Origin of the sequence: Pseudomonas sp. LFM046, from assembly GCF_000949385.2 — a bacterium.
Lineage (GTDB): Bacteria > Pseudomonadota > Gammaproteobacteria > Pseudomonadales > Pseudomonadaceae > Metapseudomonas.
Genome location: NZ_JYKO02000001.1, coordinates 358,406 through 384,635, shown reverse-complemented (window position 1 = coordinate 384,635; position 26,230 = coordinate 358,406). Strand labels below are relative to the sequence as shown.

Genomic DNA, 26,230 nt, shown 5'->3' with positions numbered 1-26,230 from the left:
CCGAGTCAGGTCTCGATCAGGTGCTTCAGCGGGTGGTAGCTGGCCTTGAGCTTGCCGGCGGATTCGAGGATGGCGGTCTCGATGGCGGCCAGGTGGAAGCAGGTCAGCTCGATGGCGGCGTTCTGGTTGCCGGCTTCGATGAACTCGATCAGCCGCAGGTGCTCGTCGTCACGGCAGGCGTCGTGGCGCTCGTCGTCCAGCGCGGCGGCATAGAGCGAGGCGCGGGAGATGAGCTTGCTGAACCAGTCCAGCAGCACCGGGTTGTTCAGCGCCCTGGCGAGCTTGAAATGGAACTCGCCGAGCAGGTGGATCAGCCGCCCGTGGTCGTGCTCCCGGCGCGCCTGTTCTTCCAGCAGCAAGTGGTCGCGCAGGTCGCGCATGGCCGCGCTGTCCCGGCGTCGGCAGAGCTCGGTGACGATGCCGATCTCGATCAGCCGCCGCGTTTCGAACAGCGAGCGGATTTCCTCGTCGCTGGGCAGCGAGACCCAACAGCCCTTGTTCGGCTCCGAGGTCACCAGGCCATCGGCCTCCAATTGCTTCAGCGCCGCCCGCACCGACGTGCGGCTGACATTGAACAACTCGGCCAGGGACGCCTCTCCCAGCTTCATGCCAGGCCGCAGCGAACGGTTGCTGATGGCCTGGTAAACCCCCTGATAGACCCGGTCCACCGTGGTTTCCAGCTTCTTGTCGGTCATGGGTCACTCCGTCTTTCGGTGAACTGCCTGCGTCGGGCGGAAAGATTCCGCCAGAAAAAGCCTATTGCGCAATGAGAATAATCCGGCTATTTCTAGATTGCATTCAATTTTTGCATACAAAAACAAGAGAGATGCACCAATATGAATCACGCATCATCCATCGAGGTTCAGCGCGTCAGTAAGCGCTACACCGACGACCCCGACGTTGCACCAGCCCTCGACGACGTGTCGGTGAGCATCCGCCACAACGAGTTCTTCACCCTCCTCGGCCCCTCCGGGTGCGGCAAGACCACCCTGCTGCGCTCCATCGCCGGCTTCGAGCAAGTCAGCGCCGGCAGCATCCATATCGGCGACCAGCGCGTCGATGAGCTGCCGCCCTACAAGCGCCGGGTCAACACCGTATTCCAGAACTACGCCCTGTTCCCCCACATGTCAGTGGCGGAGAACATCGCCTTCGGCCTGGAGATGCAGGGGCTGGAGCGCAACGCGATTCCCGCGCGGGTGAAAGAGATGCTGGCCCTGGTGCAGATGGAACACCTCGCCCGTCGCCGCCCCGCCGAACTGTCCGGCGGCCAGCAACAGCGGGTGGCCCTGGCCCGTGCCCTGGCGCCTCGCCCCGACGTGCTGCTGCTGGACGAGCCGCTCTCGGCCCTGGACCTGAAGCTGCGCAAGGAAATGCAGGTGGAGTTGAAACGGGTGCAGCAGGAGGCGGGCATCACCTTCATCTTCGTCACCCACGACCAGGAAGAAGCGCTGACCCTTTCCGACCGCATCGCCGTAATGTCCAGCGGCAAGATCCTGCAGATCGGCACTCCCAACCAGATCTATGAACGCCCGCAGCACAAGTTCGTCGCCCACTTCATCGGCGATATCAACTTCCTGCCCGGCCAGCTGCGCCAGTGCACGCAGAACGGCAACCTGTTCCGCCCCGACGGCATCCCAGTGGAAATCCCCTGCGCTTCCGATACCGACACCCGCGCCGGCCGGGCCCAGCTGGCCTTCCGCCCCGAGCGTTCGAAGCTGGTGGACCCGTCCGAGCCGCACCACCTGCGCGGCGTGGTGGAAGCCGTGCTCTACGTCGGCACCGCCACGCTGTACCAGTGCCGCCTGGCCAACGACGTCAAGGTGATGCTGCGCGAAAGCAATGAAGGCGCCGTCAGCGCGCGCCCCGTGGGCTCGCCCGTGGCGGTGCACCTGCCGCCCCACGCCTGCCTGCTGATGGAGGCCTGAGATGAGCGTCAGCGCCACCTCCCCCAGCCTCAACCGGCTGTTGCTGCTGTCGCCGGTGCTGCTCACCCTGCTCGGGCTGATCGCCATTCCCCTCGGCATCATGGGCTACATCAGCCTGCTGCCGCGCAACCTCTACGGCGGTGTCGACTGGGGGGCGGACTGGCAGTGGCAGAGCTACGTGCAGCTGTTCTTCCAGGAAGACTTCGACGGCAACCTGGAACTGAACTGGGTCTACGCCCAGGCCCTGCTGCGCTCGGTGCTGCAGGCCGGCGGCACCACCGTGCTGTGCTTCCTCTTCGGTTTTCCCGTGGCCCTGTGGATGAGCAGCCTCAGCGAGCGCTCGCGCAACATCATGGTGCTGCTGATCACCATCCCCTTCTGGACCAACCTGCTGATCCGCAACTACGCCTGGCTGATCATCCTGCGCGAGCACGGCTGGCTGGCCCAGGGCGTCAATGCGCTGTTCCCCCAGGCCGGCGGCATCACCCTGCTGTACAACGATTTCGCCGTGGTGATCGGGCTGGTCTACAGCTTCCTGCCGTTCATGATCCTGCCGATCTACTCCACCCTGGAGAAGCTCGACTGGCGCCTGGTGGAAGCCGCCTATGACTTGGGCGCCAACCGCTGGAAAGCCCTGCGCCGGGTGATCCTGCCGCTGTCCATGCCGGGCGTGGTGGCGGGTTCCCTGCTGGTGTTCGTGCCGAGCCTCGGCGCCTTCATCACCCCCGCCATCCTCGGCGGCGGCAAGACCCTGATGATCGGCAACCTGATCCAGCAGCAGTTCGGCACCGCCCGCAACTGGCCCCTGGGCAGCTCGCTGTCGTTCCTCCTCCTGGGGCTGATGCTGCTGGCCCTGGTGCTCTACGCCCTCTACGCCAAGAAGGCCGCCAAGACTGTCCGCCAGGGAGCCCGCTGATGATCGCCACTCACCTGAAGAAGCTGCCGCTGACCCGCGAAACCAGCCTGCTGGTACTGGCCTACCTGTACCTGCCGATCCTGGTGCTGATCGCCTACAGCTTCAACGCCAACCGCACGGCGACCGTGTGGACCGAGTTCTCCTTCGCCTGGTACGGGCGCATCCTCGCCAACCCGTCTATCCAGGCCGCCGCACTGAACTCGATCATCGTCGCCGGTATCGCCACCGTCTGCGCCACCGCCATCGCCCTGCTGGCGGCGCTGGCCACCTACAAGCCGTTCTATGGACAGAAGATGGTGGAAGGCGGGATCAACCTGCCGCTGATCCTCCCGGAGATCGTGACGGCCGTCGCCACCCTGCTGCTGTTCATGTCGCTCGGCATCAAGCTCGGCCTGATGACGGTGATCGTCGCCCACGTCGGCTTCTGCATTCCCTTCGCCTACCTGCCGATCCGCGCACGCCTGAACGACCTGGACAAGAGCCTGCTGGAAGCGGCCAACGACCTCTACGCCAACCCCTTCCACACCTTCCGCCGCATCACCCTGCCGCTGCTGTTCCCGGCGGTGCTGTCCGGTGCGGTGCTGGCGTTCGTGGTCAGCCTGGACGACTTCATCATGACCTTCTTCGTCGCCGGCCCCGGCTCGACGACGCTGCCGGTCTACATCTTCTCGGCCATCAAGGCCGGGGTAACCCCGGAGATCAACGCGATTTCCACACTGATGCTGGTGATCTCCATCGTCCTGGTGGTGCTCTCCTTCTGGCTCGGCCAGCGGGGCAAACCAGCCGCCTGAACCTTGTTCCACCTCTGCCCAACCTGTTCTTCAACCCGGAGAAAAACAATGAAGTTGAAAGCATTGCGTCATGGGGTAGCCGGATTCGCCCTCAGCTGTTTCGCCGCCACCCTCGCCCAGGCGGACGAGCCCAAGGAGCTGTTCTTCTACAACTGGACCGACTACTACCCGGTCGAGCTGCTGGCCAAGTTCGAGAAGGAAACCGGCATCAAGGTCACCATGGACGGCTACGACAGCAACGAGACGCTGCTGGCCAAGCTCCAGGCCGGCGGCGCCAGCTACGACGTGATCGTGCCGTCCCACTCGATCATGCGCACGCTGATCGAGCAGCACCTGCTGCAGGAAATCGACACCCCGACCCTGCCGAACTTCGCCCACGTGAAGCCGGCCTTCCGCAACCCGGACTTCGACCCCGGCCGCAAGTACTCAGCGCCCTACCTCTGGGGCACCACCGGCTTCTCCTACGACAGCGCCCGCGTACCGGGCGGCAAGCTGGACGACTCCTGGAAGGAATTCTTCGAGCCGCGTCCCGAACTGCAAGGCCAGGTCGCTGCGCTGGATACCCCCAGCAGCCTGATCAACGCCGCCAGCCACTACCTGGGTGTGGACGAGTGCACCGAAAGCCCGCAGGACGCCAAGCGCATCCTCGAACTGCTGCAGAAGCAGAAGCCGTTCCTGAAGATGTACAGCTCCGACAACACCGTGGACCGCATGGCCTCGGGCGAAGTGATCATGATGCAGAACTGGAACGGCTCCACCGCCCGCGCCACCCTGCAGAAGAGCACCATCAAGTACGTCTACCCGCGTGAAGGCGTAGCCATGTTCCAGGACAACTTCGCCGTACCCAAGAGCGCGCCGCACCCGGGCAACGCCAAGCTCTTCATCGACTGGATGATGAAACCGGAGAACGCCGCCGCCGTGTCCAACGCCATCGCCTACGCCAACGGCGTCGACAGCGATGCGCTGCTGGACAAGAAGTGGAAGGTGATGGACGCCATCAACATGCCCGACGAGTTCGCCGAGCGCCTGCGCCCCGAGAAGGAATGCAGCAACCAGGCCCGCGAGCTGCAGGACCGCATCTGGTCGAAGCTCAAGGGCTGACGGCCTTCGTAGGATGCGGTAGAGCGAAGCGAAACCCATCCTACGGAACCGCACGAAACCCTGTGGGGGCGAATTCGTTCGCCAAGGACCGCGCAGCGGTCCCCCATACCATCGACAGCTCGAATATGAGGTCCCGATGACCACTTCCTACTGGCTGCGCAACGTCCGCCCCTTCGGCGGTGCAGCCGAAGACTTCCTCATCGACGCCGGCCGCTTCGCCGAGCGCCGCCCGGCCAGTGACACGCCCCTGGCCGTCGGCGATATCGACGGCGCCGGCCAACTGATGACCTGCGCCCTGGTGGAAAGCCACATCCACCTGGACAAGACCCTCTGGGGCCAACCCTGGCGCCCCAACAGCGCCGGCCCGACGCTGAAGGACTACATCGCCAACGAGCGCCGCGTGCTGCGCGAAGTCACTGCGCCCATCGCCGAGCGCGCCGGCGCCCTGCTGGAAAACTGTATCGCCCGTGGCTCGCTGACCATGCGCTGCCATGTGGACATCGACCCCGAATTCGGCCTGCGCCACGTCGAGGCCATGCAGGTCCTGCGCGAACGCTACCGCGACCTGATCGACCTGGAACTGGTGGTCTTCCCGCAGACCGGGCTGGTCAGCCGCCCCGGCACCGCCGAGCTGATGCGCGAAGCCCTCGGCCTGGGCGTGGAAAACGTCGGCGGCCTTGATCCCTGTGGCATCGACAACGACCCCATCGCCCAGCTCGACATCGTCTTCAAGCTCGCCACCGAGTTCGACCGGGGCGTGGACATCCACCTCCACGACAAGGGCGAGCTGGGCCTCTGGCAGATCGCCCGCATCGCCGACTACACCGAGCGTTTCAACCGCCAGGGCCGGGTGATGATCAGCCACGCCTACTGCCTGGGCATGGCGCCCTGGAGCCAGGTGAAGCCGCTGGCCGAGCGCCTCGCCGCGTTGAACATCTCGCTGATGAGCTCGGCGCCTGCCGACTGCTCCGTGCCGCCCTTCCTCGCCCTGCGCGAGGCGGGCGTGAACCTCTGCCTGGGCTCCGACGGCATCCGCGACGCGTGGTCCCCCATGGGCAACGGCGACATGCTGGAGCGCGCCATGCTGCTGGCCTTCCGCTTCGACCTGAACAAGGACGACGAACTGGCCGCCGCCTTCGACGCCGCCAGCCAGAACGGCGCCAAGGCCCTCGGCCTCTCCGGTCACGGCCTCACCCTCGGCGGCCCGGCAGACTTCCTGCTGATGGATGCCCAGAGCCTCGGCGAAGCCGTGGTCGCACGGCCACCACGTAACGTCTATCGCGCCGGCAAACTGATCGCCGCCCAGGGCCGCCTGCTGGAGAGCCGCCTGTGAGCACGCCGCGCATTGGCCTCAAGGCCAGCTGCGTGGTCGGCTTCGACGGCATGCGCCATGTGCTCTGGCGCGACGGCGAGGTCGTGATCGAAGGCGCGCGCGTGCGCTTCGTCGGCCGGGGCTTTCCCGGCCCGGTGGACCGGTGGATCGACTACGGCAACGCCCTCATCAGCCCCGGCCTGATCGACCTCGATGCCCTGGGCGACCTCGACTCCACCGTGCTCTGCCTGGACAACGGCGACGAGCACGCCATGGGCCGCATGTGGTCGGCCGAGTACCTCGCCCGTGGACCGAAGGAGAGCTACCGCTTCGATGAGGAAGTCTTCAAGTACCGCTACGCCTTCACCCAACTGATCCGCAACGGCATCACCACCGCCATGCCGATCACCTCCATGTACTACCGGGAGTGGGCGGAAACCTACGACGAATTCGCCGCGGTGGCCGGCGTCGCCGCCGAACTGGGCCTGCGCACCTACCTCGGCCCCTGCTACATGAGCGGCATGCAGTACCTGCGGGCCGATGGCAGTCTCGCCGAGCATTGGGACGAGGCACGCGGCCTGGCCGGGCTGGACGCCGCCGAGCGCTTCTTCCGCGACTTCGACGGCGCCCACGGCGGGCTGATCCGCGGCGCCCTGCTGCCCGACCGTATCCAGACCTGCACCCCCGCGCTGCTCCAGCGCACCGCCGCCCTCAGCCGCGAACTGGCAGCGCCGGTACGCCTGCATTGCTGCCAGGGCCCGGGCGAAGTCGCGCTGGTCAAACAACTGCGCGGCAAGGCTCCCCTGGCCTGGCTGGAAGCGATGGGCCTGCTCGGCCCGCGCAGCGTGCTGCCCCACGGCATCTACATCGAAGGCGACGACGACCTGGCGCGCCTGGCCGACAGCGGCACCAGCCTGATCCATTGCCCGGTGGTGTTTGCCCGTGACGGCGAGGCCCTGGATGCCTTCGGCCGCTACCGTGCCCGTGGCATCAACTTCGCGCTGGGCACCGACACCTGGCCGGCCGACCTGCTGGACAACATGCGCCAGGGCCTGAACATCGCCCGCATCAAGGCAGGCGGCAGCCAGGGCACCAGCGCCCTCGATTTCTACAACGCCGCCACCCTCGGCGGTGCCAAGGCACTGGGCCGCGATGACCTGGGCCGCCTGGCGCCGGGGGCCAAGGCCGATATCGCGGTCTTCAGCCTCGACGGCCTGCACCTGGGCCCGCTGTTCGACCCGCTGAAGAACCTGATCCTCGCCGGCCGCGGCGACGACTGCATCGCCAGCTGGATCGACGGCCGCCTCGTGATGGAGAACGGCCAGGTCAACGGCGTCGACTACCGCACCCTGCAACGCCAGGCCCAACGCCAGTTCCAGCGGCTGATGGAAAGCCACGCCGAACGCGCCTTCGGCCAGCCGGATTGGCGCGATCTGTTCCAGCCGGCCATTCCCTTCGCCGACGCCTGGAGCGCCGAACGCCCGCTCTGCACCCTTGCCAGCGACCCCGACCAATAACAAGAGAATTCGCCATGCTGAGCTTCGATTTCGCCCGCCTGAGCCCCCGCGAGAAATACAAGATCCTCATCGGCAGCGTGGTGCCCCGGCCCATCGCCCTGGTGACCACCGTCGACGCCGAAGGCCGCGCCAATGCCGCGCCCTTCAGCTTTTTCAACGCCCTCTCCGCCGACCCGCCGATCCTCGCCCTGGGGGTGGAGAACCACGCCGACCTCACCCCCAAGGACACCACCCGCAACGCCCTGCTGCACCAGGAGTTCACCGTGAACATCGTCAACGATGCGCTGGTGGAAGCCATGAACGTCTGCGCCGTGCCCTTCGAGCCGGGCTTCGACGAACTGGTGGCCGCCGGCCTCACCGCCGTGCCCGGCAGTCGCGTTGGCTGCCCGCGAATCCTGGAAGCACCGGTGGCCCTGGAATGCCGGCGGATGATGGGTCTGTCCATCGGCCAGTCGCGGGAGATCATCCTCGGCGAGGTGTTGATGGCCCACGTGCGCGACGACCTGATCGACCCCGAGACCCTCTACATCGACCAGCTCGGCCTGGACGCCATCGGCCGCATGGGTGGCCATGGCTACGCCCGCACCCGCGACTACTTCGACCTGCCGACCCGTTCCCTGCAGGCCTGGAAGGAACAACCGGGGGGTGGGGAGCGGGTGTGGCCCGCCACCCCGTAAGCGGCTCCCCCAGTAGGTTGGCGCTGAGCGGAGCGAAGCCCAACGTGGTTGGACGACGCGTTGGGCTTCGTACCTCAGCGCCAACCTACGATTGCGCCGCCACCTCGAAGAACGCCCGCACCACCCGCAGTTCCGCATAACTCTCCAGACACGCCAGATAGTGCCGGCTGACCAGCCCTTCGCCCTTCAGCGGCAACGCCACTACCCGTGGGTCGCGCGGCACCTCCAGCGAATACACGATGCTCACCCCGAGCCCCGCCGCCACCGCCTCGATCACCGCCTCGCGGCTGTTCAGTTCCAGCGCCGCGCGCAGTTCCAGGCCCTGTTCGCTGCACGCTTTCTCGAAGGTGCGGCGCGTCAGAGAGGCGGGCTCGCGTTGCAGCAGCACCTCACCGCGAAGCGCCTGCAGGGTGACGTCCTTGCGTTTTCCCACCCAGGGGTGCCCAGCCGGCAGCAACAGGCACAGGCGCGCCTCGCCAATGGGCTGCAGGCGAAGGCCGGGACGTTCGGTCATGTCACTGATCAGCGCCAGGTCCACCCGCTCGCCGTTCAGCGCGGCGAGGGTTTCCTGGGTATTGCCCAGGCGCAGGTTGATGGTGACGCCGGGGTGGCGCTCGCGCATTCGCGCCAGCAGCGGCATCACCAGATGCGGGCTGTCGGCGGCGAGGTCCAGGCGACCGGACTCCAAGGCCTGGCTGGTGTCCAGCAGGTCCTCGGCCTGTTCCGCCAGGGCGAACAGCTGGTGGCTGATGGCGGCCAGGCGCCGGCCCAGTTCGGTGGCTTCCACCTGCCGCGCGGAGCGGCGCAACAGACGCACCTGGTAGTGCTCTTCCAGCGCCTTGATGTGCCCGGTCACCGCCGGCTGGCTGATGCACAGGCGCGCGGCGGCGCGGGTGAAACTGCCCTCGCGGACCACCGCATCGAAGGCGCGGAGCTGGAACAGGTTCATGGCCACCCCATCAGCAGGACTTATTCGACGGATAACGATAAACGATTTGAATGATGGATCGATGAAGCCGCACGCTACGCTTCATTCACCCCGCCTTGCGTCTGCTGGAGTCCACCGTGCTCACCGATACCGACCTCGCCACCCTGGTGGTCCTGCTATCCGCGCTGATGCACGCCAGCTGGAATGCGGTGATCAAGGCCGGCAGCGACCGTCTCTCGTCGATGGCCCTGGTGGACGGGGTGGCCTTCTGTTTCAGCATCGCCCTGTTGCCGCTGGTGAGCCCGCCGCCGCTGGTGGTCTGGGGCTTGATCGGCCTGTCGGTGCTGGTGAACACCCTCTATCGCCTGCTGCTGATCCGCGCCTACCACTACGGCGACTTCGGCCAGGTCTACCCGGTGGTGCGCGGCCTGCCGCCGCTGCTGGTGGCGCTCAGCGCCGGGCTGGTGTTCGGCGAGCACCTGTCGGGGGCCATGCTGCTGGGCATCGTGCTGATTTCCGCTGGCATTCTCAGCCTGCTCTCCACGCGCCTGGAATCCAGTGCGCTCAAGGCGCTGGGCTGCGCCGCACTGGCCGGCGCCGGGGTGGCGCTCTACACCCTGATCGACGCCCAGGGCGTGCGCCGCTCCGACAGCGTGCTGCAGTTCGTGGTCTACCTGACCCTGATGCAGAGCATGACCATCCCCGTGGTGGCCTGGATGCGCCGGGGCCCGCTGGTGCTGCGCTTCGCCCGCGACAACTGGCGCATCGGCCTGTTCGGTGGTTTCAACTACTGCGTCGCCTACGGCCTGGTGCTGTTCGCCATGACCCTGGACAACGTGGCCAAGGTGGCGGCCCTGCGCGAGAGCAGCGTGATCATCGCCGCCGTCATCGCCAGCCTGGTGTTCAAGGAACCCTTCGGCATCCGCCGCATCCTCGCGGCCTGCGTGGTCACCGCCGGCATCCTGCTGATCAAGATGGTGGATTGAAGCTGCGAATCGATGGGTTTCGCTCCGCTCTACCCATCCTACGAGGGTTACGAGCCCCGCTCGGCCTCGCAGGACCCGGTCCATGTGCAAGCTCCTTGTGGGCAAGATCGTCTGCCTGGCAAAGGACTGTGCAACAGGCTAGGCGTCCATCGGGACACACCGCCATAATCGCCGCCTGATGTTTCAGCCGGATGCCCCACCATGCCCATCGCCAGCGAAGACATCGACCAGCACGGCCTGGTCATTGGCGTGTCCCCCGAGCGTTTCCGCGAAGTGGCCATGCCGCTGCTGTTCGACCACCTCAACGCCCAGTGCGAAGGCACCATCGCGGTGAATCGCCAGGCGCGGATCGTCTGGATCAACGACAAGTACGCCGAAAAGATCGGCATCCGGGACCCGCGCAGCGTGCTCGGCAAGGAAATCGAAACTGTGCTGCCGGCCAGCCGCCTGCGCGAAGTGGTGCAGAACGGCCAGCCGAGCATGCTCGACCTGATGGCCTTCGGCGACGAGCACTTCGTGGTCACCCGCATCCCCCTGCGCGATGAAGACGGCACCCTGGTGGGCGCCCTCGGGTTCGTGCTGTTCGACCGCGCGCGCCACCTGCAGCCGGTCATGGCCAAGTACAACCAGCTGCAGACCCAACTGGCCGCCGCCCAGCGCGAACTGGCCAAGGCGCGCCGCGCCCGCTACACCATTGCCGGCTTCATCGGCGCCAGCACCGCCGCCAGCGAGGTGAAGCGCCAGGCCCGCCGCGCCGCGCAACTGGACGCCACGGTGCTGCTGCGCGGCGAGACCGGCACCGGCAAGGAACTGCTGGCCCAGGGCATCCACAACCTGTCGCTGCGGGCCAACGGGCCCTTCGTGGCGGTGAACGTGGCGGCCATCCCGGAGTCCCTGGTGGAAGCCGAGCTGTTCGGCACCGCCCCCGGCGCCTTCACCGGCGCCGACAAGCGCGCCCGCGCCGGCAAGTTCGAACTGGCCGATGGCGGCACCCTGTTCCTCGACGAGATCGGCGACCTGCCGCTGCCCCTGCAGGCCAAGCTGCTCCGCGTATTGCAGGAGCAGGAAGTGGAGCCGCTCGGCTCCAACCAGGTGAAGGCGCTGAACGTGCGGGTGATCGCCGCCACCCATGTGGACCTGGAAGCCAAGGTGGCCGCCGGACAGTTCCGCGAGGACCTCTACTACCGCCTCAATGTCCTCGCCCTTCGCCTACCGCCCCTGCGCGAACGCCGCGAAGACCTGCCCGTGCTGATCGAACACCTGCTGGACGACATCGCCAGCCGCTCCGGCCAGCCGCCCCTGGAACTGGCCGGGGACGCCCTGCAGCTGCTCCAGGCCCAGCCCTGGCCGGGCAATGTACGCGAGCTGCGCAACCTGCTGGAGCGGGCGCACATGAGCAGCGAAACCGGCCCGCTCGGCGCCGACGCCCTGCGCGCGCTGCTGGTGGACCCGCTGCCTGCGGCCGTTCCGACCGCCATGCCCGCTCCGCAATCATCGCCTGCCGGTGACGACGTCCGCCCGCTGGCCGACAGCCTTGCCGCTGCCGAACGCCAGGCGATCCTCACCGCCCTGGCCGCCTGCAACGGCAACCGCACCCAGGCTGCCGAGCGCCTTGGGATTGCCCGGGCCAGCCTGTACAACAAGTTGCAGGCCCACGGTCTCTGATCCCGACGGCGCTGGCGGGAGGTTCCCTGTAGGGGCGAATTCATTCGCCCCTACAGACTGAGCGCGCCTGTTCGTCCAAATCTTTGGACACCTTCTTCTCCAGCCCGACCAGAAAACTGGACACCATCCAAAAAACTGGACACATCCATTCCCTTCCGGCCAACCGCTTCCTTACAGCAAAGCCCCATCCCAGAGCCTTCCAAGGCCAATCCCCATCACCTGGCACACCTTTCGCTCTAGCGCTTCCACACGCCGCCCCGACGCGGCGGCACACAACAACAAGAAGGAAGTCCCCATGGGCACCCTAGGTATCCTGGTTTCACTCGCTCTGCTGATGTACCTCGCCTACCGCGGCATCAACGTCCTGCTCCTCGCGCCCCTGCTGGCCCTGCTCGCGGTGCTCTGCGCCGGTGACGTGGCGCTGTTGCTGCCGACCTACACCCAGGTCTTCATGAAGGCCCTGGGCGGCTACCTGATCCAGTTCTTCCCGCTGTTCATGCTCGGTGCGATCTTCGGCAAGCTGATGGACGACTCCGGCTCGGCGCGGGCCATCGCCCACGGCATCGTCAGCACCATCGGCAGCTCCCGCGCCGTGCTGGCCATCGTGCTCGCCTGCGGCATCCTCACCTACGGCGGCGTCTCGCTGTTCGTGGTGGCCTTCGCGGTCTACCCCATCGGCGCGGCGCTGTTCCGCGAGGCGGGGATTCCCAAGCGCATCCTGCCGGGCGCCATCGCCCTGGGCTCCTTCACCTTCACCATGACCGCCCTGCCCGGCACCCCGGCCATCACCAACGCCATCCCGATCCCCTTCTTCGGTACCGACACCTTCGCGGCGCCGGGGCTGGGTCTGCTGGCCGGCGTGGCGATCTTCGCCCTCGGCTCCTGGTGGCTCGGCGCCGAAGCCCGCAAGCTGATCGCCGCCGGTGAAGGCTACGGCGAGCACGCCGACGACCCGCACGGCGAGGCCACCCAGCCGAGCACGGGTTTCTGGCTGGCGCTGCTGCCGATCCTGGTGGTCATCGTGCTGAACTTCCTGATGGCCAAGGTCTACCTGCCCAGCCTCGACACCGGCTACCTGGCCAAGCCGGAGTTCGGCGGCCTGCAGGACGCCAAGTCGCTGATCGGCATCTGGGCCATCATCATTGCCCTGACCGCCGCGATCCTGCTGCTGGTGGTGTTGCACTGGCGGCGCTGGACCAACCTGAAGAAGAGCGTCAACGACGGCACCCTGGGCGCCATGCTGCCGGTGCTGAACACCGCTTCCGAAGTGGGCTACGGCAGCGTGATCGCGTCCCTGGCCGGTTTCGTGGTGATCCGCGACTTCCTGCTCAACGTCGCGCCGGGCAACCCGCTGGTGTCCGAGGCCCTGACCGTCAGCGCCCTGGCCGGCATCACCGGCTCGGCCTCCGGCGGCATGTCCATCGCCCTCAAGGCGCTCGGCGCGCAGTACCTGGAAATGGCCAATGCCGCCGGCATCAGCCCCGAGCTGCTGCACCGGGTCGCCGCGCTGGCCTCCGGCAGCCTCGACACCCTGCCGCACAACGGCGCGGTGATCACCCTGCTCGCTATTTGCAAGCTGACCCACCGCGACTCCTATAAATACGTATTCATGACCAGCGCCCTGTTCCCGGTGGTGCCGCTGGTGCTGGTGATCGTGCTGGGGACCGCGTTTGGCAGTTTCTGATACTGCGCTCAGGCAACCTTTCTGTAGGGGCGAATTCATTCGCCAAGGGCCGCGCAGCGGCCCCCTGCAAGGCGCCAGGAGCAGCCCTTCGGACTGCATGGCGAATGAATTCGCCCCTACAGTTTTCACACCCTGTTTGCATCGCTCGAGGACAACCATGAGCAAAGTGATGAGCGCCGCCGACGCGGTGGCGCGGATTCCGGACAACGCCAACCTGGCCACCGGCGGCTTCGTCGGCATCGGTTTCGCCGAGGAGATCGCCATCGCCCTGGAACAGCGATTCCAGGCCGAGCAGGCGCCGCGCGGCCTGACCCTGGTGTATGCGGCCGGGCAAGGCGACGGCAAGGGCCGGGGGCTCAACCACCTGGCCCACGAGGGCCTGGTGCGGCGGGTGATCGGTGGCCACTGGGGCCTGGTGCCGGGCCTCCAGAAGCTCGCCGTGGATAACCGCATCGAGGCCTACAACCTGCCCCAGGGGGTGATCTCGCAGCTGTTCCGCGATATCGCCGCGGGCAAGCCGGGGCAGCTGTCCCGGGTCGGCCTGGGCACCTTCGTCGACCCCGAGTTCGGCGGCGGCAAGCTGAATGCGCGGACCACCGAGGAGCTGGTGCGGCGCATGCCCATCGAGGGTGAGGACTACCTCTTCTACAAGGCCTTTCCCATCCATGTCGGGGTGATCCGCGCCACCAGCGCCGACGAGGACGGCAACCTGACCATGGAGCGCGAGGCGCTGACCATCGAGAGCCTGGCCATTGCCATGGCCGCGCGCAATTCCGGTGGCCTGGTGATCGCCCAGGTGGAGCGGGTGGTGGCGCGCGGTTCGCTCAATCCGCGCCAGGTGAAGGTGCCCGGCATCCTCGTCGACTGCGTGGTGGTGGCCCGTTCGGAGAACCATCAGCAGACCTTCGCGACCGCCTACAACCCGGCCTTTGCCGCCGAGGTGCAGGTACCGGTGGACAGCCTCGCGCCGATGCCGCTGGACCTGCGCAAGCTGATCGCCCGCCGCGCCGCGCTGGAACTGCCTCCGGGGGCGGTGGTGAACCTCGGCATCGGCATGCCCGAAGGGGTGGCGGCGGTGGCCGCCGAGGAAGGGGTGATCGACCTGCTGACGCTGACTGCCGAACCCGGCGTGATCGGCGGCGTGCCGGCCTCGGGCCTGGACTTCGGCGCGGCGAGCAACCACAGCGCGCTGATCGACCAGCCTTACCAGTTCGACTTCTACGACGGCGGAGGCCTGGATATCGCCTTTCTCGGGCTCGCCCAGGCCGACGCCGAGGGCAACCTCAACGTGTCGCGCTTCGGCACCCGCCTGGCCGGCGCCGGCGGTTTCATCAACATCAGCCAGAACGCCAAGGCGGTGGTGTTCGTCGGCACCTTCAGCGCCGGCGAGCAGGACATCCGCATCGAGGACGGCGCCCTGCGCATCGTGCGCGACGGCGAGGTGCGCAAGTTCGTCCGCGAGGTGGAACACCGCACCTTCGCCGGCCGCCTGGCCGCCGAAGCGGGCAAGCCGGTGCTCTATGTCACCGAGCGCTGCGTGTTCCGCCTGACCACGGAAGGGCTGGAGCTGATCGAGATCGCCCCGGGCGTGGACCTGGAGCGGGACATCCTTGAGCGGATGGATTTCCGCCCCATCGTGGGTGAGCCGAAGGTGATGGAGGCGCGGCTGTTTCGTGAGGAGCGAATCGGGTTGCGCGGGTTGATCGGCGGGGATTGAGTTTAGTGCGTGAAAACGCGGGCTGCGGTTTGGGCCCGCGTCTTTTTCTTTGGACCTGCTTCGTTGGGCCTCGCGAGCTCGGCGCCAACCTACGGCACTGGACCTCTTAGGTTATGTAGGGTGGACCACGCTCTACCGGTCCACCATTCGCGATACGACCGGGCTCCAGCTGGTGGAAATGAAAAGCGATTTCCACCCTACGCAGGTTCTCAGCGCATCCCCAACTTATGCCGCGCCGCGTACAGGCAGACCATCTCCATCGCCAGGGTCGCGCCGGCCAGGGCGGTGACTTCGGCGTTGTCATAGGGCGGTGCCACTTCCACCACGTCCATGCCCACCAGGTTGATGCCGCGCAGGCCGCGAAGGATTTCCAGGGCCTGATGGCTGGACAGCCCACCACACACCGGGGTGCCGGTGCCGGGGGCGAAGGCCGGGTCGAGGCAGTCGATATCGAAAGTCAGGTAGACCGGGTTGTCGCCCACCCGTGCGCGGATGCGCTCGGCGATCTGCTCCGGCGTGTGGCGGTGCACCTCACGAGCGTCCAGCACCTGGAAGCCCATCACGTCGTCGTTGGTGGTGCGCAGGCCCACCTGCACCGAGCGCGCCGGGTCCACCAGGCCCTCGCGGGCGGCGTGGTAGAACATGGTGCCGTGGTCGATGCGCTTGACCTCTTCGTCCGGCCAGGTGTCGCTGTGGGCGTCGAAGTGGATCAGCGACAGCGGGCCATGTTTGGCGGCGTGGGCTTTCAGCAGCGGGTAGCTGATGAAGTGGTCGCCCCCCAGGGTGAGCATGGCCGCGCCGGATTCGAGAATGCGCGCGGCGTGGGCCTGGATGAGTTCCGGGGTGTCCTGCGGGGTGCCGTGGTCGAACGCGCAGTCGCCGTGGTCGATCACCGCCAGGTGGTCGAAGGGGTCGAACTCCCAGGGAAAGTGGCGGGCCCAGGCCATCTGCACCGAAGCGGCGCGGATGGCGCGCGGTCCGAAACGGCTGCCGGGGCGGTTGGTGGTGGCGGTGTCGAAAGGTACGCCGCTCACCACCAGGTCGACGCCACGCAGGTCGCGGCTGTAGCGGCGGCGCATGAAACTGGTGATGCCGGCATAGGTGGATTCGGCCGCGGTGCCGTAGAGGCTGTCGCGGGTGATGGCCTGGTCGTTGTCGAAGGCGTGTTCCATTTATCGGGCTCCGTCGATTGTCTCCCCCCTCCCGTTCAGGGAGAGGGGACGGGTGAGGGGTTCAATACTGGGTGCGGAAACTGGTCCAGAGGCGGGTACGCGCACGCTGGTCCTTGAGGGTCTGGACCTGCTCACCGAACAGGCGGTCGCGCACGTCCTTGCTCGGGTAGATGTCCGGGTCGCCCGCCACTTCCGGCGCCAGCAACGGGGTGGCGGCCTTGTTGGCATTGGCGAAGAACTGGCTGTTGGTCAGCTCGGCGATGGCCTCGGGGCGCAGCATGTAGTCGATGAAGGCGTGGGCGGCCTCGGGGTGCGGCGCGTCGGCAGGGATGACCATGGTGTCGAACCAGATCAGGGTGCCCTCGCGGGGAATGCGGTAGATCACCTCGAAGGGCATCTTCGCCTGGCGGGCCTGGTCGGCAGCGATGGCGGCGTCGCCGTTGTAGGTCAGGGCCAGGCAGATTTCGCCCTTGGCCAGGTCGTTGATGTGCTTGCCGGCGCCGACGTAACGGACGTTGGGCTGCAACCGGGCGAAGAGTTCCTGCACTGCTTTCAGATCAGCCTTGTCGGCGCTGTACGGGTCCTTGCCGAGGTAATGCAGGGCGATGCTGATCACCTCCTGGGGCGAGTCGATCACGGCGATGCCGCAGTCCTTCAGGCGACTGGCGTACTCGGGCTTGAACAGCAGGTCGAGGCTGTTCAGCGGCGCATCGGGAATGCGCTTGGTCACCGCGTCCTTGTTGATCCCCAGGCCCACGGTGCCCCAGGTGTAGGGCACGCCGAAGCGGTTGTCCGGATCGACGGTGGCCAGCTTCCCCAGCAGTTCGGGGTCGAGGTTGGCGAAGTTCTTCAGGCGCTCGCGCTGCACCGGCTGCACGGCCTTGGCCTGGATGGCGCGGGCCAGGCCGCTGCTGGCCGGGAAGACCACGTCATAGCCGCTGCGGCCGGTGAGCAGCTTGGCGTCCAGGGCTTCGGCACTGTCGAAGATGTCGTACTTCACTTCGATGCCGCTTTCCGCCTTGAAGCCTTGCAGGGCTTTCTCGGGGATGTAGGCGGACCAGCTGTAGAGGTTCAGCACCTTGTCTTCGGCATGCACGGGCAACGAGCAGGCGAACAGGGCGGCAAGCAGCAGGGGCAAACGCATGATGGACTCCAGTGGTGTTGCGAGTGGAGCCATCCTGCGCCGGGCTTTGCGTTGGATAAATATGAAGTGTTCTACTTTGGCATCTACCGCTATCAATGTTTGGTGCCGCCATGCTCAGCCAACTCCATGACCTCGACCTGCAACTGCTGCGCATCTTCATCACGGTGGTGGAGAGCGGCGGCTTCAGCGCGGCCCAGGGGGAGCTCGGCATCGGCCAGTCCACCATCAGCACGCAGATGGCCAAGCTGGAGACGCGCCTGGGTTTCCGCCTCTGCGAGCGGGGCAAGGCGGGCTTCCGCCTGACGCCCAAGGGCGAGCAGGTAATGGCCGCCACCCGCAAGCTGTTCGGCGCCATCGAGACCTTCAAGGGTGAGGCGCGCGGCATGGCGGACATGCTCCTCGGCGAGCTGCGCATCGGCGTGTCCGAAGCCCTCGACGATCAGGTGCTGGAACGCCTGGGCGCGGCGATCGGGCGCTTCCGCCGACGCAACCAGGCGGTGCAGTTCGAGCTGGTCAGCGCCATGCCGGCAGAACTGGAGCGGCGCCTGTTGCAGGACCAGCTGCATCTCGCCATCGGCTACTTCTCCGGCACCCAGGCGGCGCTGGACTACCGGCCGTTGTTCAGCGAGCAGCAGCGGCTGTTCTGTGCGGACGGGCATCCGCTGTTCGAACGCACCGACGTGAGCCTGGACGACCTCGCGGCCTGCGACCTGGTGCAGCACCCCTATCGCTTCGAAGGCGCCCGGCAGCCCTTCCAGAGCGGCCCCAGCAGCGCCCGCACCGAGCAGGTGGAATGCAGCCTGGCTTTCGTGCTCTCCGGCGCCCATATCGGCTACCTGCCGGAACACATCGCCACGCCCTGGCTGGCGGCGGGGCGCCTGCGGGCGCTACTGCCGGAGGAAGCGGGCTATCGGGTGCAGTTCCACCTCACCCGGCATCGCGGACGGCAAGCGGGGGAAGTGGAAGTGGCGTTCGTGGAGGATCTGGTGGGGGTGTTTGGGAAGGTGTGACGCTGTAGGAGCGAATTTATTCGCGATCTGGCTTGGCACCGAGTCGACGATGACATCCCTCACCCCCGACCCCTCTCCCAGAGGGAGAGGGGTGACTCGCACCCGAACGAATGGGGTATGCCGGCAACACCCTACGCGGGGGTTACATGTACCAGCGGTATTCCCGCGCACTCACCTCATTCATGAAGTCCAGGAACTCCTGCCGCTTGTTCTCGCAGTAGACCATCACGAATTCGCTGCCCAGGCCTTCGTTCACCACGGGGTGGCTGCGCATGGCGGTCACGGCGGTGAGCATGTCCTTGGGGAAGTCGATGCCGCTGGTGCGGTCTTCGTTGAGCGGGGCGATGGGGTCGCGGGCGGCGTCCAGGCCGTGTTCCATGCCGGTGAGGATGGCCGCCAGCACCAGGTAGGGGTTGGCGTCGGCGCCGGCCAGGCGGTGTTCGATGCGCAGATTGCGGCCATCGGACTCGGGGATGCGGATGCACGCATCGCGGTCCTCGAAACCCCAGCTGGCACGGCTGGCGGCGTTGACCATGGCGCCATAGCGGCGGAAGGCGTTGTGGTTGGCGGCGAAGATCGGCATGCAGTGGGGCAGCAGGTCGAGGCAGCCGGCCACGGCGTGGCGCAGCGAGCGCTGCTCGTTGGCGGCCAGCAGGTTGTTGCCGTCACGGTCGTAGAGGCTGACGTGCACGTGCATGCCGCTACCCGGCGCGTTCAGGTAGGGCTTGCTCATGAAGCTGGCGCGGTGGCCATGCTTCATCGCCACGCCACGGGTGCTGCGGCAGAACAGGGCGGCCCAGTCGGCGGCTTTCAAGCCGTCGTCGCAGTGGCCGAAGTTGATCTCGAACTGGCCGGGGCCGAGTTCGGCGGTGATGACGTTGGCGGCGACGCCCTGCTCATTCGCTGCCTCGACCATTTCATGCAGCACGCTGGAGAAGCGCGACAGGCGCTCGATGTGCATGTTCGGCTGGTCGTCCTCGTCCTCGCAGAGCGGGTCGCGGGGGAACTGCGGCAGGCCGTCCTTGAGCTTGCGGTCGAACAGGTAGAACTCCAGTTCGAAGGCCACCACCGGGCGGATGCCGCGCTTCTCCAGACGCTGCAGCACACGCGCCAGCACTTCCCGGGGTTCGAATTCGATGGGCGCCTCGGTGCCGTCGGAGGTGATGAGCATCTGGCCCAGGGGCTCCTTCTCCCAGCGCACGGGCACGAGGGTGCCGGGTACCAGCCGACGCGGCGCGTCCGGGTCACCGTCGGCGAAGCAGTAGTCGCCGATGGGGTAGAGCCCGCCCTGGGTGCCCAGCAGCACGCAGTTCTGCGGCACTTTCAGCGGGCTGCCAGCGGCCACTTTCTCCACCATCTCCACGGGATAACGCTTGCCGTAGAAGTGGCCGGGGATGTCCAGGCAGATCAGGTCGATGTAGCGGATTTCCGGGTGCTGGGCACGGAAGGCGCGCACTTCGCTGAGCAGGTCGGGGTACTGGTTTGTTGTTGTCATCACTGCGGTCCTGCAGGTTCTCGCTTCAGGTGAACACCCAAAGCACCCGCGTCGGTTTGTCGGAAAGATTGGCGTAGCGGAACTGGGCATGGGGCGGCAGCTGGAAGCTGTCGTTGGGGTAGAGGGTCACGGGCACGTCGTCGTCGCCATACCAGACCGTCAACTCGCCCTCCAGCACGAAGCCGCCCTGCTCGGAGCTGTCGTCCAGGTGGCCCTCGCCGCTGGTGGCACCCGGTGCCAGGTGACTCTCGAGCATGGAGAAGCCGCCGGACATGGTGGGCGAGGCCAGCACGTCGGTGATGCCGCCGGCGTAATACAAGGTGCGGCGCTCGCCGGGGCGGGTCACCCAGGGCGTCACGCGGCGCTTGTTCAGGCTGTAGAAGTAGGTGGTGGGCACGCCCAGGGCTTCGCTGATGGCCGTGAGGTCGGCCACGGTCGGACGCGAGATGCCGCGCTCCACCTGGGAGAGGAACCCCACCGAGCGGTCGATGCGCGCGGCGAGGTCGCCCAGGGTCACGTTCTTGTGCTTGCGCAGGTCGCGGATAAGGATCGCGAGGCCTTCGATTTCGTCTTGCTTGTCCATGGACGCTCCAACTGCCTGTGTCGAAAGGCGCGACCTTAAATCACATCACGGAGCCGGTAATAGGCCTTGCCCGCAGCCTCCAGCGGCGCCGCCAGCAACGAGCCCCCCGGGAAGCGCGGATTGCCGATGGCCTGGTAGAGGTCCAGCAGCTCGCGGTTGCCGAGGATTGCGTCGGCCACCGCCTTGGCGCCGGCCAGGGTGGGCAGCACGCCGTGGCCGGAGAAACCCTGCAGCCAGTAACGATCGCCTGCACGGCCGATGTCCGGGGTGCGCTTCATGCTGACGTCGATATGGCCGCCCCAGCCGAACTCGATGTCCACGCCCTTGAGCTGCGGGAACACCCGTTCCAGATAGGGCCGGGTGGCCGCGGGCACGTCCTTGGGCAGGCCGCCCAGGTAAGTGCAGCCGCCACCGAACAGCAGGCGGTGGTCCGGGGTCAGGCGGAAGTAGTCGGGCACGAACTGGTTGTCGATCACGCAGCTGTTCTTCGGCAGCAGCGAGCGGGCCAGTTCCGGGTCCAGCGGTGCAGTGGCCACCTGGTAGGAGCCCACGGGCAGCAGGCGGCTGGAGAGCTGGCGATCGAGGCGATCCACATAGGCGTTGCAGGCCAGCACCAGGATGTCGCCGCGCACTTCGCCGTTGGCCGTGCGGGCCACGTAGCCGGTCGAGGTTTCGCGGTATTCCAGCACCTGGCTCTGCTCGTAGATGCGTCCACCGGCGGCCTCGATGGCGGAAGCCAGGCCCTGGGCCAGCTTGAGCGGGTTGAGGTGGGCGGCTTCCGGGTCGTAGAGCGCAGCCTGGTAGCGCGGGCTGTCGATCCACTCGGACAGCTCGTCACGGCCGATCAGGCGCATCTTGTCGTAGCCCCACTTGTGGATGGCGTCCTCCTGGGCTTCCTCCAGCAGCGCGACACGGCGCTCCTGCACGGCAGTCCACAGGCTGCCGACGCGGTAATCCACATCGAAGCCGTGGCGGCCCGGCAGTTCGCGCATCTCGTTGGCGGCCCAGCGCATGCTGTCCCAGAGGCGGCGGGTGCGCTCCAGGCCCAGCGCCCTTTCCAGCGGCGGCATATCGCAGGACCAGCCCAGCAGCGCTTGCCCGCCATTGCGACCGGAGGCCGCCCAGGCCACGCGGCTGGCTTCCAGCAGGGTCACGCGCTTGCCGGCCAGTGCCAGGCGCAGGCCGGTGTGCAGACCGCTGAAGCCGGCGCCGATGATCAGGACATCGGTGTCCTCGCTGCCCGACTGGATCGGACGCAGCGGGAGGCTGCCGGGATAGGTGCCTGCGTAGTAGGTGCCGACATGCTGGGCGGACTGCTTGAACATGGGAGCCTCGTGAATATTTTGATTGGTAATTTCATGAAAAATTACACGATAGAATTCACGAAGCCAAGCAGAATGTTTGAAATAAACAACAGAGAAACAAATAAACGCCGTGTTTACTGGAGCGCAGCCAGACATTGCGATGAAAATTACGGACAGACGGGCAGCCCTGCGGGCTGCTTGGCGAATGAATTCGCCCCTCCAGGAAAAGCGATGAAGTCAGTCAGTAGGATAGGTAGAGCGGAGCGAAACCCATGCTGTCGGATCGATGGGTTTCGCAAGCTCGCGGAACGCCGCCCGACCTATCCTGCGGACTCGGTGCCAGCCTCATTTCGCGAATGAATTCACTCCCACAAGAGCGCGCAGTCCTTCGGACTGCACAGCGAATGAATTCGCCCCCACAGGATCAGCTCGTGCGTTGCGCCCACGCCTGCTGCTTCAGGCAAGCCGTCACGTAATCGAGGAAGCAGGCGATGCGCGAGGCCAGGGCGGTATTGCGGTAGTACACGGCGTGGATAGGCTGGCGCACTTCCAGGGTGTCGCCGGCGAGGAGCTGCACGAGGTCGCCCTTGGCGCGGTCGGCCTGGGTCATGAAGTCGGAGAGGCAGACGATGCCGGCACCGGAGAGGGCGAGCTGGCGCAGGGTTTCGCCGCTGGAGGCCTTGATCGAAGGCTCGATCTGCAAGCTGTCGCCCAGGGCATGGCGTAGCGGCCACTGGTTGAGGCTTTCCGGCTGGGTGAAGCCGATCAGGCTGCGGCCCTGCAGCGCTTCCACAGTCTCCGGCGTTCCATGGGCCTTCAGGTAGTCGGGGCTGGCCAGCACGCGGATGCGGCTGGTGCCCAGGGGGCGGGCGTGGAGCGTGGAATCCCGCAGGACGCCGATACGGATGGCGATGTCGGTGCGGTGCTCGATCAGGTCGATGATCTGGTCGCTGCTGTGCAGTTCCAGCTCGATCTCCGGGTAGCGTTCGCGAAAGCCCGCCACCAGGGGTACCAGCACATGGAGCATGAAGGGCGAGGCGGCATTGACCCGCAGGCGTCCGGCGGGCTTCTGCCGGCGCAGGGCCATCTGCTCCTCGGCCTCTTCCACCTGGGTGAGGATGCGCCGCGCCTGGACCAGGAAGGCCTCGCCCTCCTCAGTCAGTTCCAGGCGTCGGGTGGTGCGGCGCAGCAGCGTGACATCGAGCTTGTCCTCCAGCCGGCTCAGGGCGCGGCTGACCCCGGAGGCGGTCTGCGCCAACTGTTCGGCGGCGGCGGTGATGGAGCCGGTGTCGACCACGGAGGTGAAGGCCTGCAGTTCGTCCAGGGTGGTTTTCATTCGTGACTCCCGAGCAAATATCTTTGGCTTGATACCCGCTTTTTCCGCACGAGTCGAGTGACGACACTGCACGCCATCCAACTTCTCCTGCGGAGCCCAACACCATGCCTCTTGCCCTACTGGCGCTGACCCTCAGCGCCTTCGCCATCGGCACGACGGAGTTCGTCATCGTCGGCCTCATCCCCACCATCGCCACCGACCTCGGCGTCAGCCTGCCCTCGGCCGGCCTGCTGGTCAGCCTCTACGCCCTGGGCGTCGCCGTCGGCGCGCCGGTGCTCACCGCCCTCACCGGCAAGCTGCCGCGCAAGTGGCTGCTCCTGTCGCTGATGGTGCTCTTCACCCTCGGCAATCTGCTGGCCTGGCAGGCACCAGGTTATGAATCGCTGATCGCCGCGCGGCTGGTCACCGGCCTGGCCCACGGCGTGTTCTTCTCCATCGGTTCGACCATCGCCACCAGCCTGGTCCCGAAGGAAAAGGCCGCGAGCGCCATCGCCATCATGTTCACCGGCCTCACGGTGGCCCTGGTCACAGGCGTGCCCCTGGGCACCTTCATCGGCCAGCACTTCGGTTGGCGCGAGACCTTTCTCGCCGTATCGGCCCTGGGCGTGATCGCCTTCATCGGCAGCCTGATCTTCGTGCCCGCGAACATCACCCACAGCAAGCCCGCTTCCCTGGTGCAGCAGCTCAAGGTCTTGAAAGCGCCACGCCTGCTGCTGGTCTACGCCATGACGGCGGTCGGCTACGGCGGCAGCTTCATCGCCTTCACCTTCCTCGCGCCCATCCTGCAAGACATCAGCGGCTTCAGCGCCGGCACCGTGAGCCTGGTGCTGCTGGTCTACGGCGTGTCCGTGGCCGTCGGCAACATCTGGGGCGGCAAGCTGGCGGACAAGCGCGGCCCGATCAGCGCCCTGATCCTGATCTTCCTGTTGCTTGCCGCGGTGCTCTTCGCCCTCACCTTCACCGCCGCCAACCCCTGGCTGGCCGTGGCCACCGTTCTGGTGTGGGGCGCCGTAGCCTTCGGCAACGTACCCGGCCTGCAGGTCTACGTGGTGCGCCAGGCCGAACACCACACGCCCCACGCGGTAGACGTGGCCTCGGGCCTGAACATCGCCGCCTTCAACCTCGGCATCGCCGGCGGCGCCTGGCTCGGCGGGCAGATCGTCGCCGAGCTGGGGCTGATCCACACCGCCTGGATCGGCGCCCTCGTGGTACTGGTGGCCGTCGCCCTGACCGCCTGGAGCGGCCGCCTCGATCGCAACAACCCTGAACTGTCGATGAGCGGCTCCGCCCTCGTCGTCGGCCACTGACTTTCCATTGAACAGGAGCCTTCCCATGAGCATTCCCGCACTCGGCCTCGGCACGTTCCGCCTCCAGGACCAGCAGGTGATCGACTCGGTCCGCAACGGCCTGGAACTGGGCTATCGCCACCTCGACACGGCGCAGATCTACGGCAACGAGGCCGACGTGGGCCGCGCCATCGCCGCCAGCGGCATCCCCCGCGAAGACCTTTTCGTGACCACCAAGGTGTGGACCGAGCAGCTCGCCGCCAACCGGCTGATCCCCAGCCTGGAAGAGAGTTTGACCAAGCTCGGCCTGGAGCAACTGGACCTGGCGCTGATCCACTGGCCCAGCCCCAACGATGCCATCCCGGTGGCCGAATACATGACCGCCCTGGCCGAAGCCAAGGCGCGAGGCCTGACCCGGCAGATCGGCATTTCCAACTTCACCATCGGCCACATGCAGCAAGCCATCGACGCGGTGGGCGCCGACGCAATCGCCACCAACCAGGTGGAGATCCACCCCTTCCTGCAGAACCGCAAGGTGGTGGAGTTTGCCCGCAGCCAAGGCATCCACCTTACCGCCTACATGCCACTGGCCTACGGCAAGGTCATGCAGGACGCCGTGATCCAGGGCATCGCCGCCGCCCACGACGCCACGCCGGCGCAGGTGGCCCTGGCCTGGCTGCTGCAACAAGGCTTCGCGGTGATCCCCTCCTCCACCCGCCGCGAGAACCTGGCCAGCAACCTGCTTGCCGTGGACCTGCGCCTGAGCGAGGCGGAGATGGCGGCCATCGCCACGCTGGATCGCGGCGAGCGCCTGGCCAACCCGGACTTTTCGCCGAAGTGGGATTGAGCGCCGGCCTGCGAAAGGTGGATGTAAAAAACGACATCCACCCTACGCACGAACCAGCTCCGCTGCGCAGGGTGGATCACGCTTCATCGATCCACCGTCAGGCGCCACGGCGAGCAGCGATGGCGCATGCGACTCAGGCTTGGTGACGCGGCCGGCGGATGCAACTACCCTCCTCCCAGTTCTGCCAGGGAGAAATCCGTCCATGTCCACCCAACGTGCCCTGCCACGTCTCGTCTGCATCGCTGCGCTCGCCCTGCTCGGGGCCTGCGTCCAGCAGCAGCACACGCAACAGCAACCCGCCACCGCGCCCGCCGGGCAACCGCAGGCGCCGGCCCCCACCCCGCAAGACCAGCAAGCCGCCGAATTCGAACGGATTCGCCAGCAGGCCATGCGCGGCGACCTCGACAGCGAGTACCAGCTCGCCAGCCTCTATTTCATGGGCAAGCCGCAGAAAGACCTGAAGCAGGCCGAATACTGGTGGAAGCAGGCCGCCGACAAGGGCCATGCCCAGTCGGCCTTCAGCCTGGCCTTCCTCTACACGGGCCGCGCCGACCCCGCCATGGCTGACCAGCGCGCCATGCTCAAGTACCTCAACCAGGCGTCCGCCGCCGGCAACGCCATGGCCCAGCACGTGCTCGGCAGCATGTACGCCCAGGGCGCCGAAGGCCTGCAGAAGGACCCTTACCAGGCCCGCGCCCTGTTCCAGAGCGCCTGCGACAAGCAATACGCGCCGAGTTGTGAGGCGTTGAAGAAGCTGCAGATGAATTGATCGGCCGTTGCGGCGTGCCTCGGCACTCATCGCCCTTGTAGGGTGCGCCGTGCGCACCAGAGATT

The 26,230-nt window shown here is 66.7% G+C and carries 23 protein-coding genes; 15 read left to right on the top strand and 8 right to left on the bottom strand.

What is annotated here, in order from left to right; genetic code table 11:
• Positions 1 to 5: 5 nt before the first annotated feature.
• Positions 6 to 695, bottom strand: coding sequence for a GntR family transcriptional regulator (locus TQ98_RS01770; RefSeq protein WP_044871239.1), 690 nt, complete (start codon positions 693 to 695; stop codon positions 6 to 8).
• Positions 696 to 836: 141 nt separating this feature from the next.
• Here TQ98_RS01770 and TQ98_RS01765 point away from each other — a divergent pair, with 141 nt between their 5' ends.
• From TQ98_RS01765 to TQ98_RS01735, 7 genes are all read left to right on the top strand, one after another.
• The gene (locus TQ98_RS01765) at positions 837 to 1,925 is read left to right on the top strand and encodes an ABC transporter ATP-binding protein (RefSeq protein WP_044871238.1); all 1,089 of its coding nucleotides are present in this window, start codon (positions 837 to 839) and stop codon (positions 1,923 to 1,925) included.
• A gap of 1 nt (position 1,926) precedes the next feature.
• A complete protein-coding gene (locus TQ98_RS01760; RefSeq protein WP_103102845.1) occupies positions 1,927 to 2,841 on the top strand; it encodes an ABC transporter permease in 915 nt (304 codons plus the stop codon).
• Positions 2,841 to 3,632 (top strand): ABC transporter permease, encoded by a 792-nt coding sequence (locus TQ98_RS01755; RefSeq protein ID WP_044871235.1) that lies wholly within the window; start codon positions 2,841 to 2,843, stop codon positions 3,630 to 3,632. The genes TQ98_RS01760 and TQ98_RS01755 overlap by 1 nt, the downstream gene beginning before the upstream one ends.
• Positions 3,633 to 3,680: 48 nt before the next feature.
• A complete protein-coding gene (locus TQ98_RS01750) occupies positions 3,681 to 4,733 on the top strand; it encodes an extracellular solute-binding protein (RefSeq protein ID WP_044871234.1) in 1,053 nt (350 codons plus the stop codon).
• Between the two features lie 136 nt (positions 4,734 to 4,869).
• Positions 4,870 to 6,066: an amidohydrolase family protein gene (locus TQ98_RS01745; RefSeq protein ID WP_044871233.1), complete on the top strand. Its 1,197-nt coding sequence runs from the start codon at positions 4,870 to 4,872 to the stop codon at positions 6,064 to 6,066.
• Complete coding sequence (locus TQ98_RS01740) at positions 6,063 to 7,562, top strand: amidohydrolase family protein (RefSeq protein WP_103102844.1); 1,500 nt, start codon at positions 6,063 to 6,065, stop codon at positions 7,560 to 7,562. The genes TQ98_RS01745 and TQ98_RS01740 overlap by 4 nt, the downstream gene beginning before the upstream one ends.
• A gap of 14 nt (positions 7,563 to 7,576) precedes the next feature.
• A complete protein-coding gene (locus TQ98_RS01735; RefSeq protein ID WP_044871230.1) occupies positions 7,577 to 8,239 on the top strand; it encodes a flavin reductase family protein in 663 nt (220 codons plus the stop codon).
• Positions 8,240 to 8,324: 85 nt separating this feature from the next.
• On the opposite strand, the gene TQ98_RS01730 is transcribed toward TQ98_RS01735, so the two are convergent.
• The gene (locus tag TQ98_RS01730) at positions 8,325 to 9,188 is read right to left on the bottom strand and encodes a LysR substrate-binding domain-containing protein (RefSeq protein WP_044871229.1); all 864 of its coding nucleotides are present in this window, start codon (positions 9,186 to 9,188) and stop codon (positions 8,325 to 8,327) included.
• Positions 9,189 to 9,304: 116 nt separating this feature from the next.
• Here TQ98_RS01730 and TQ98_RS01725 point away from each other — a divergent pair, with 116 nt between their 5' ends.
• From TQ98_RS01725 to TQ98_RS01710, 4 genes are all read left to right on the top strand, one after another.
• A complete protein-coding gene (locus tag TQ98_RS01725) occupies positions 9,305 to 10,153 on the top strand; it encodes an EamA family transporter (protein ID WP_103102843.1) in 849 nt (282 codons plus the stop codon).
• 201 nt (positions 10,154 to 10,354) lie between these two features.
• On the top strand, positions 10,355 to 11,818 hold the full coding sequence (locus TQ98_RS01720) for a sigma 54-interacting transcriptional regulator (RefSeq protein ID WP_103102842.1): 1,464 nt from the start codon (positions 10,355 to 10,357) through the stop codon (positions 11,816 to 11,818).
• A gap of 295 nt (positions 11,819 to 12,113) precedes the next feature.
• A complete protein-coding gene (locus tag TQ98_RS01715) occupies positions 12,114 to 13,502 on the top strand; it encodes a GntP family permease (protein WP_044871226.1) in 1,389 nt (462 codons plus the stop codon).
• Positions 13,503 to 13,659: 157 nt separating this feature from the next.
• Positions 13,660 to 15,219 (top strand): acyl CoA:acetate/3-ketoacid CoA transferase, encoded by a 1,560-nt coding sequence (locus tag TQ98_RS01710; RefSeq protein WP_044871225.1) that lies wholly within the window; start codon positions 13,660 to 13,662, stop codon positions 15,217 to 15,219.
• 209 nt (positions 15,220 to 15,428) lie between these two features.
• Here the strand turns inward: TQ98_RS01710 and speB are convergent, their stop codons facing one another.
• Positions 15,429 to 16,391: an agmatinase gene (speB, locus tag TQ98_RS01705; protein ID WP_044871224.1), complete on the bottom strand. Its 963-nt coding sequence runs from the start codon at positions 16,389 to 16,391 to the stop codon at positions 15,429 to 15,431.
• 61 nt (positions 16,392 to 16,452) lie between these two features.
• A complete protein-coding gene (locus TQ98_RS01700; RefSeq protein WP_044871223.1) occupies positions 16,453 to 17,535 on the bottom strand; it encodes a polyamine ABC transporter substrate-binding protein in 1,083 nt (360 codons plus the stop codon).
• Positions 17,536 to 17,645: 110 nt separating this feature from the next.
• Here TQ98_RS01700 and TQ98_RS01695 point away from each other — a divergent pair, with 110 nt between their 5' ends.
• Positions 17,646 to 18,545 (top strand): LysR family transcriptional regulator, encoded by a 900-nt coding sequence (locus TQ98_RS01695; protein ID WP_044871322.1) that lies wholly within the window; start codon positions 17,646 to 17,648, stop codon positions 18,543 to 18,545.
• 142 nt (positions 18,546 to 18,687) lie between these two features.
• Here TQ98_RS01695 and TQ98_RS01690 read toward each other — a convergent pair whose 3' ends face one another.
• From TQ98_RS01690 to TQ98_RS01675, 4 genes are all read right to left on the bottom strand, one after another.
• The gene (locus TQ98_RS01690) at positions 18,688 to 20,040 is read right to left on the bottom strand and encodes a glutamine synthetase family protein (protein WP_044871222.1); all 1,353 of its coding nucleotides are present in this window, start codon (positions 20,038 to 20,040) and stop codon (positions 18,688 to 18,690) included.
• Between the two features lie 25 nt (positions 20,041 to 20,065).
• Positions 20,066 to 20,623 carry an XRE family transcriptional regulator gene (locus tag TQ98_RS01685; protein WP_044871221.1) on the bottom strand — a complete coding sequence of 186 codons (558 nt, stop codon included), beginning with the start codon at positions 20,621 to 20,623 and terminating at the stop codon, positions 20,066 to 20,068.
• A gap of 35 nt (positions 20,624 to 20,658) precedes the next feature.
• Complete coding sequence (locus tag TQ98_RS01680; RefSeq protein WP_044871220.1) at positions 20,659 to 21,948, bottom strand: FAD-binding oxidoreductase; 1,290 nt, start codon at positions 21,946 to 21,948, stop codon at positions 20,659 to 20,661.
• A gap of 403 nt (positions 21,949 to 22,351) precedes the next feature.
• Positions 22,352 to 23,263 carry a LysR family transcriptional regulator gene (locus TQ98_RS01675; protein ID WP_044871219.1) on the bottom strand — a complete coding sequence of 304 codons (912 nt, stop codon included), beginning with the start codon at positions 23,261 to 23,263 and terminating at the stop codon, positions 22,352 to 22,354.
• A gap of 104 nt (positions 23,264 to 23,367) precedes the next feature.
• Between TQ98_RS01675 and TQ98_RS01670 the strand changes: the two genes are divergently transcribed.
• The 3 genes from TQ98_RS01670 (at position 23,368) to TQ98_RS01660 (ending at position 26,165) form a co-directional block, all read left to right on the top strand.
• Positions 23,368 to 24,570 (top strand): MFS transporter, encoded by a 1,203-nt coding sequence (locus TQ98_RS01670; protein ID WP_044871218.1) that lies wholly within the window; start codon positions 23,368 to 23,370, stop codon positions 24,568 to 24,570.
• 25 nt (positions 24,571 to 24,595) lie between these two features.
• On the top strand, positions 24,596 to 25,396 hold the full coding sequence (dkgB, locus tag TQ98_RS01665) for a 2,5-didehydrogluconate reductase DkgB (protein ID WP_044871217.1): 801 nt from the start codon (positions 24,596 to 24,598) through the stop codon (positions 25,394 to 25,396).
• Positions 25,397 to 25,598: 202 nt separating this feature from the next.
• On the top strand, positions 25,599 to 26,165 hold the full coding sequence (locus TQ98_RS01660) for an SEL1-like repeat protein (protein WP_044871216.1): 567 nt from the start codon (positions 25,599 to 25,601) through the stop codon (positions 26,163 to 26,165).
• The last annotated feature ends 65 nt before the right edge of the window (positions 26,166 to 26,230 follow it).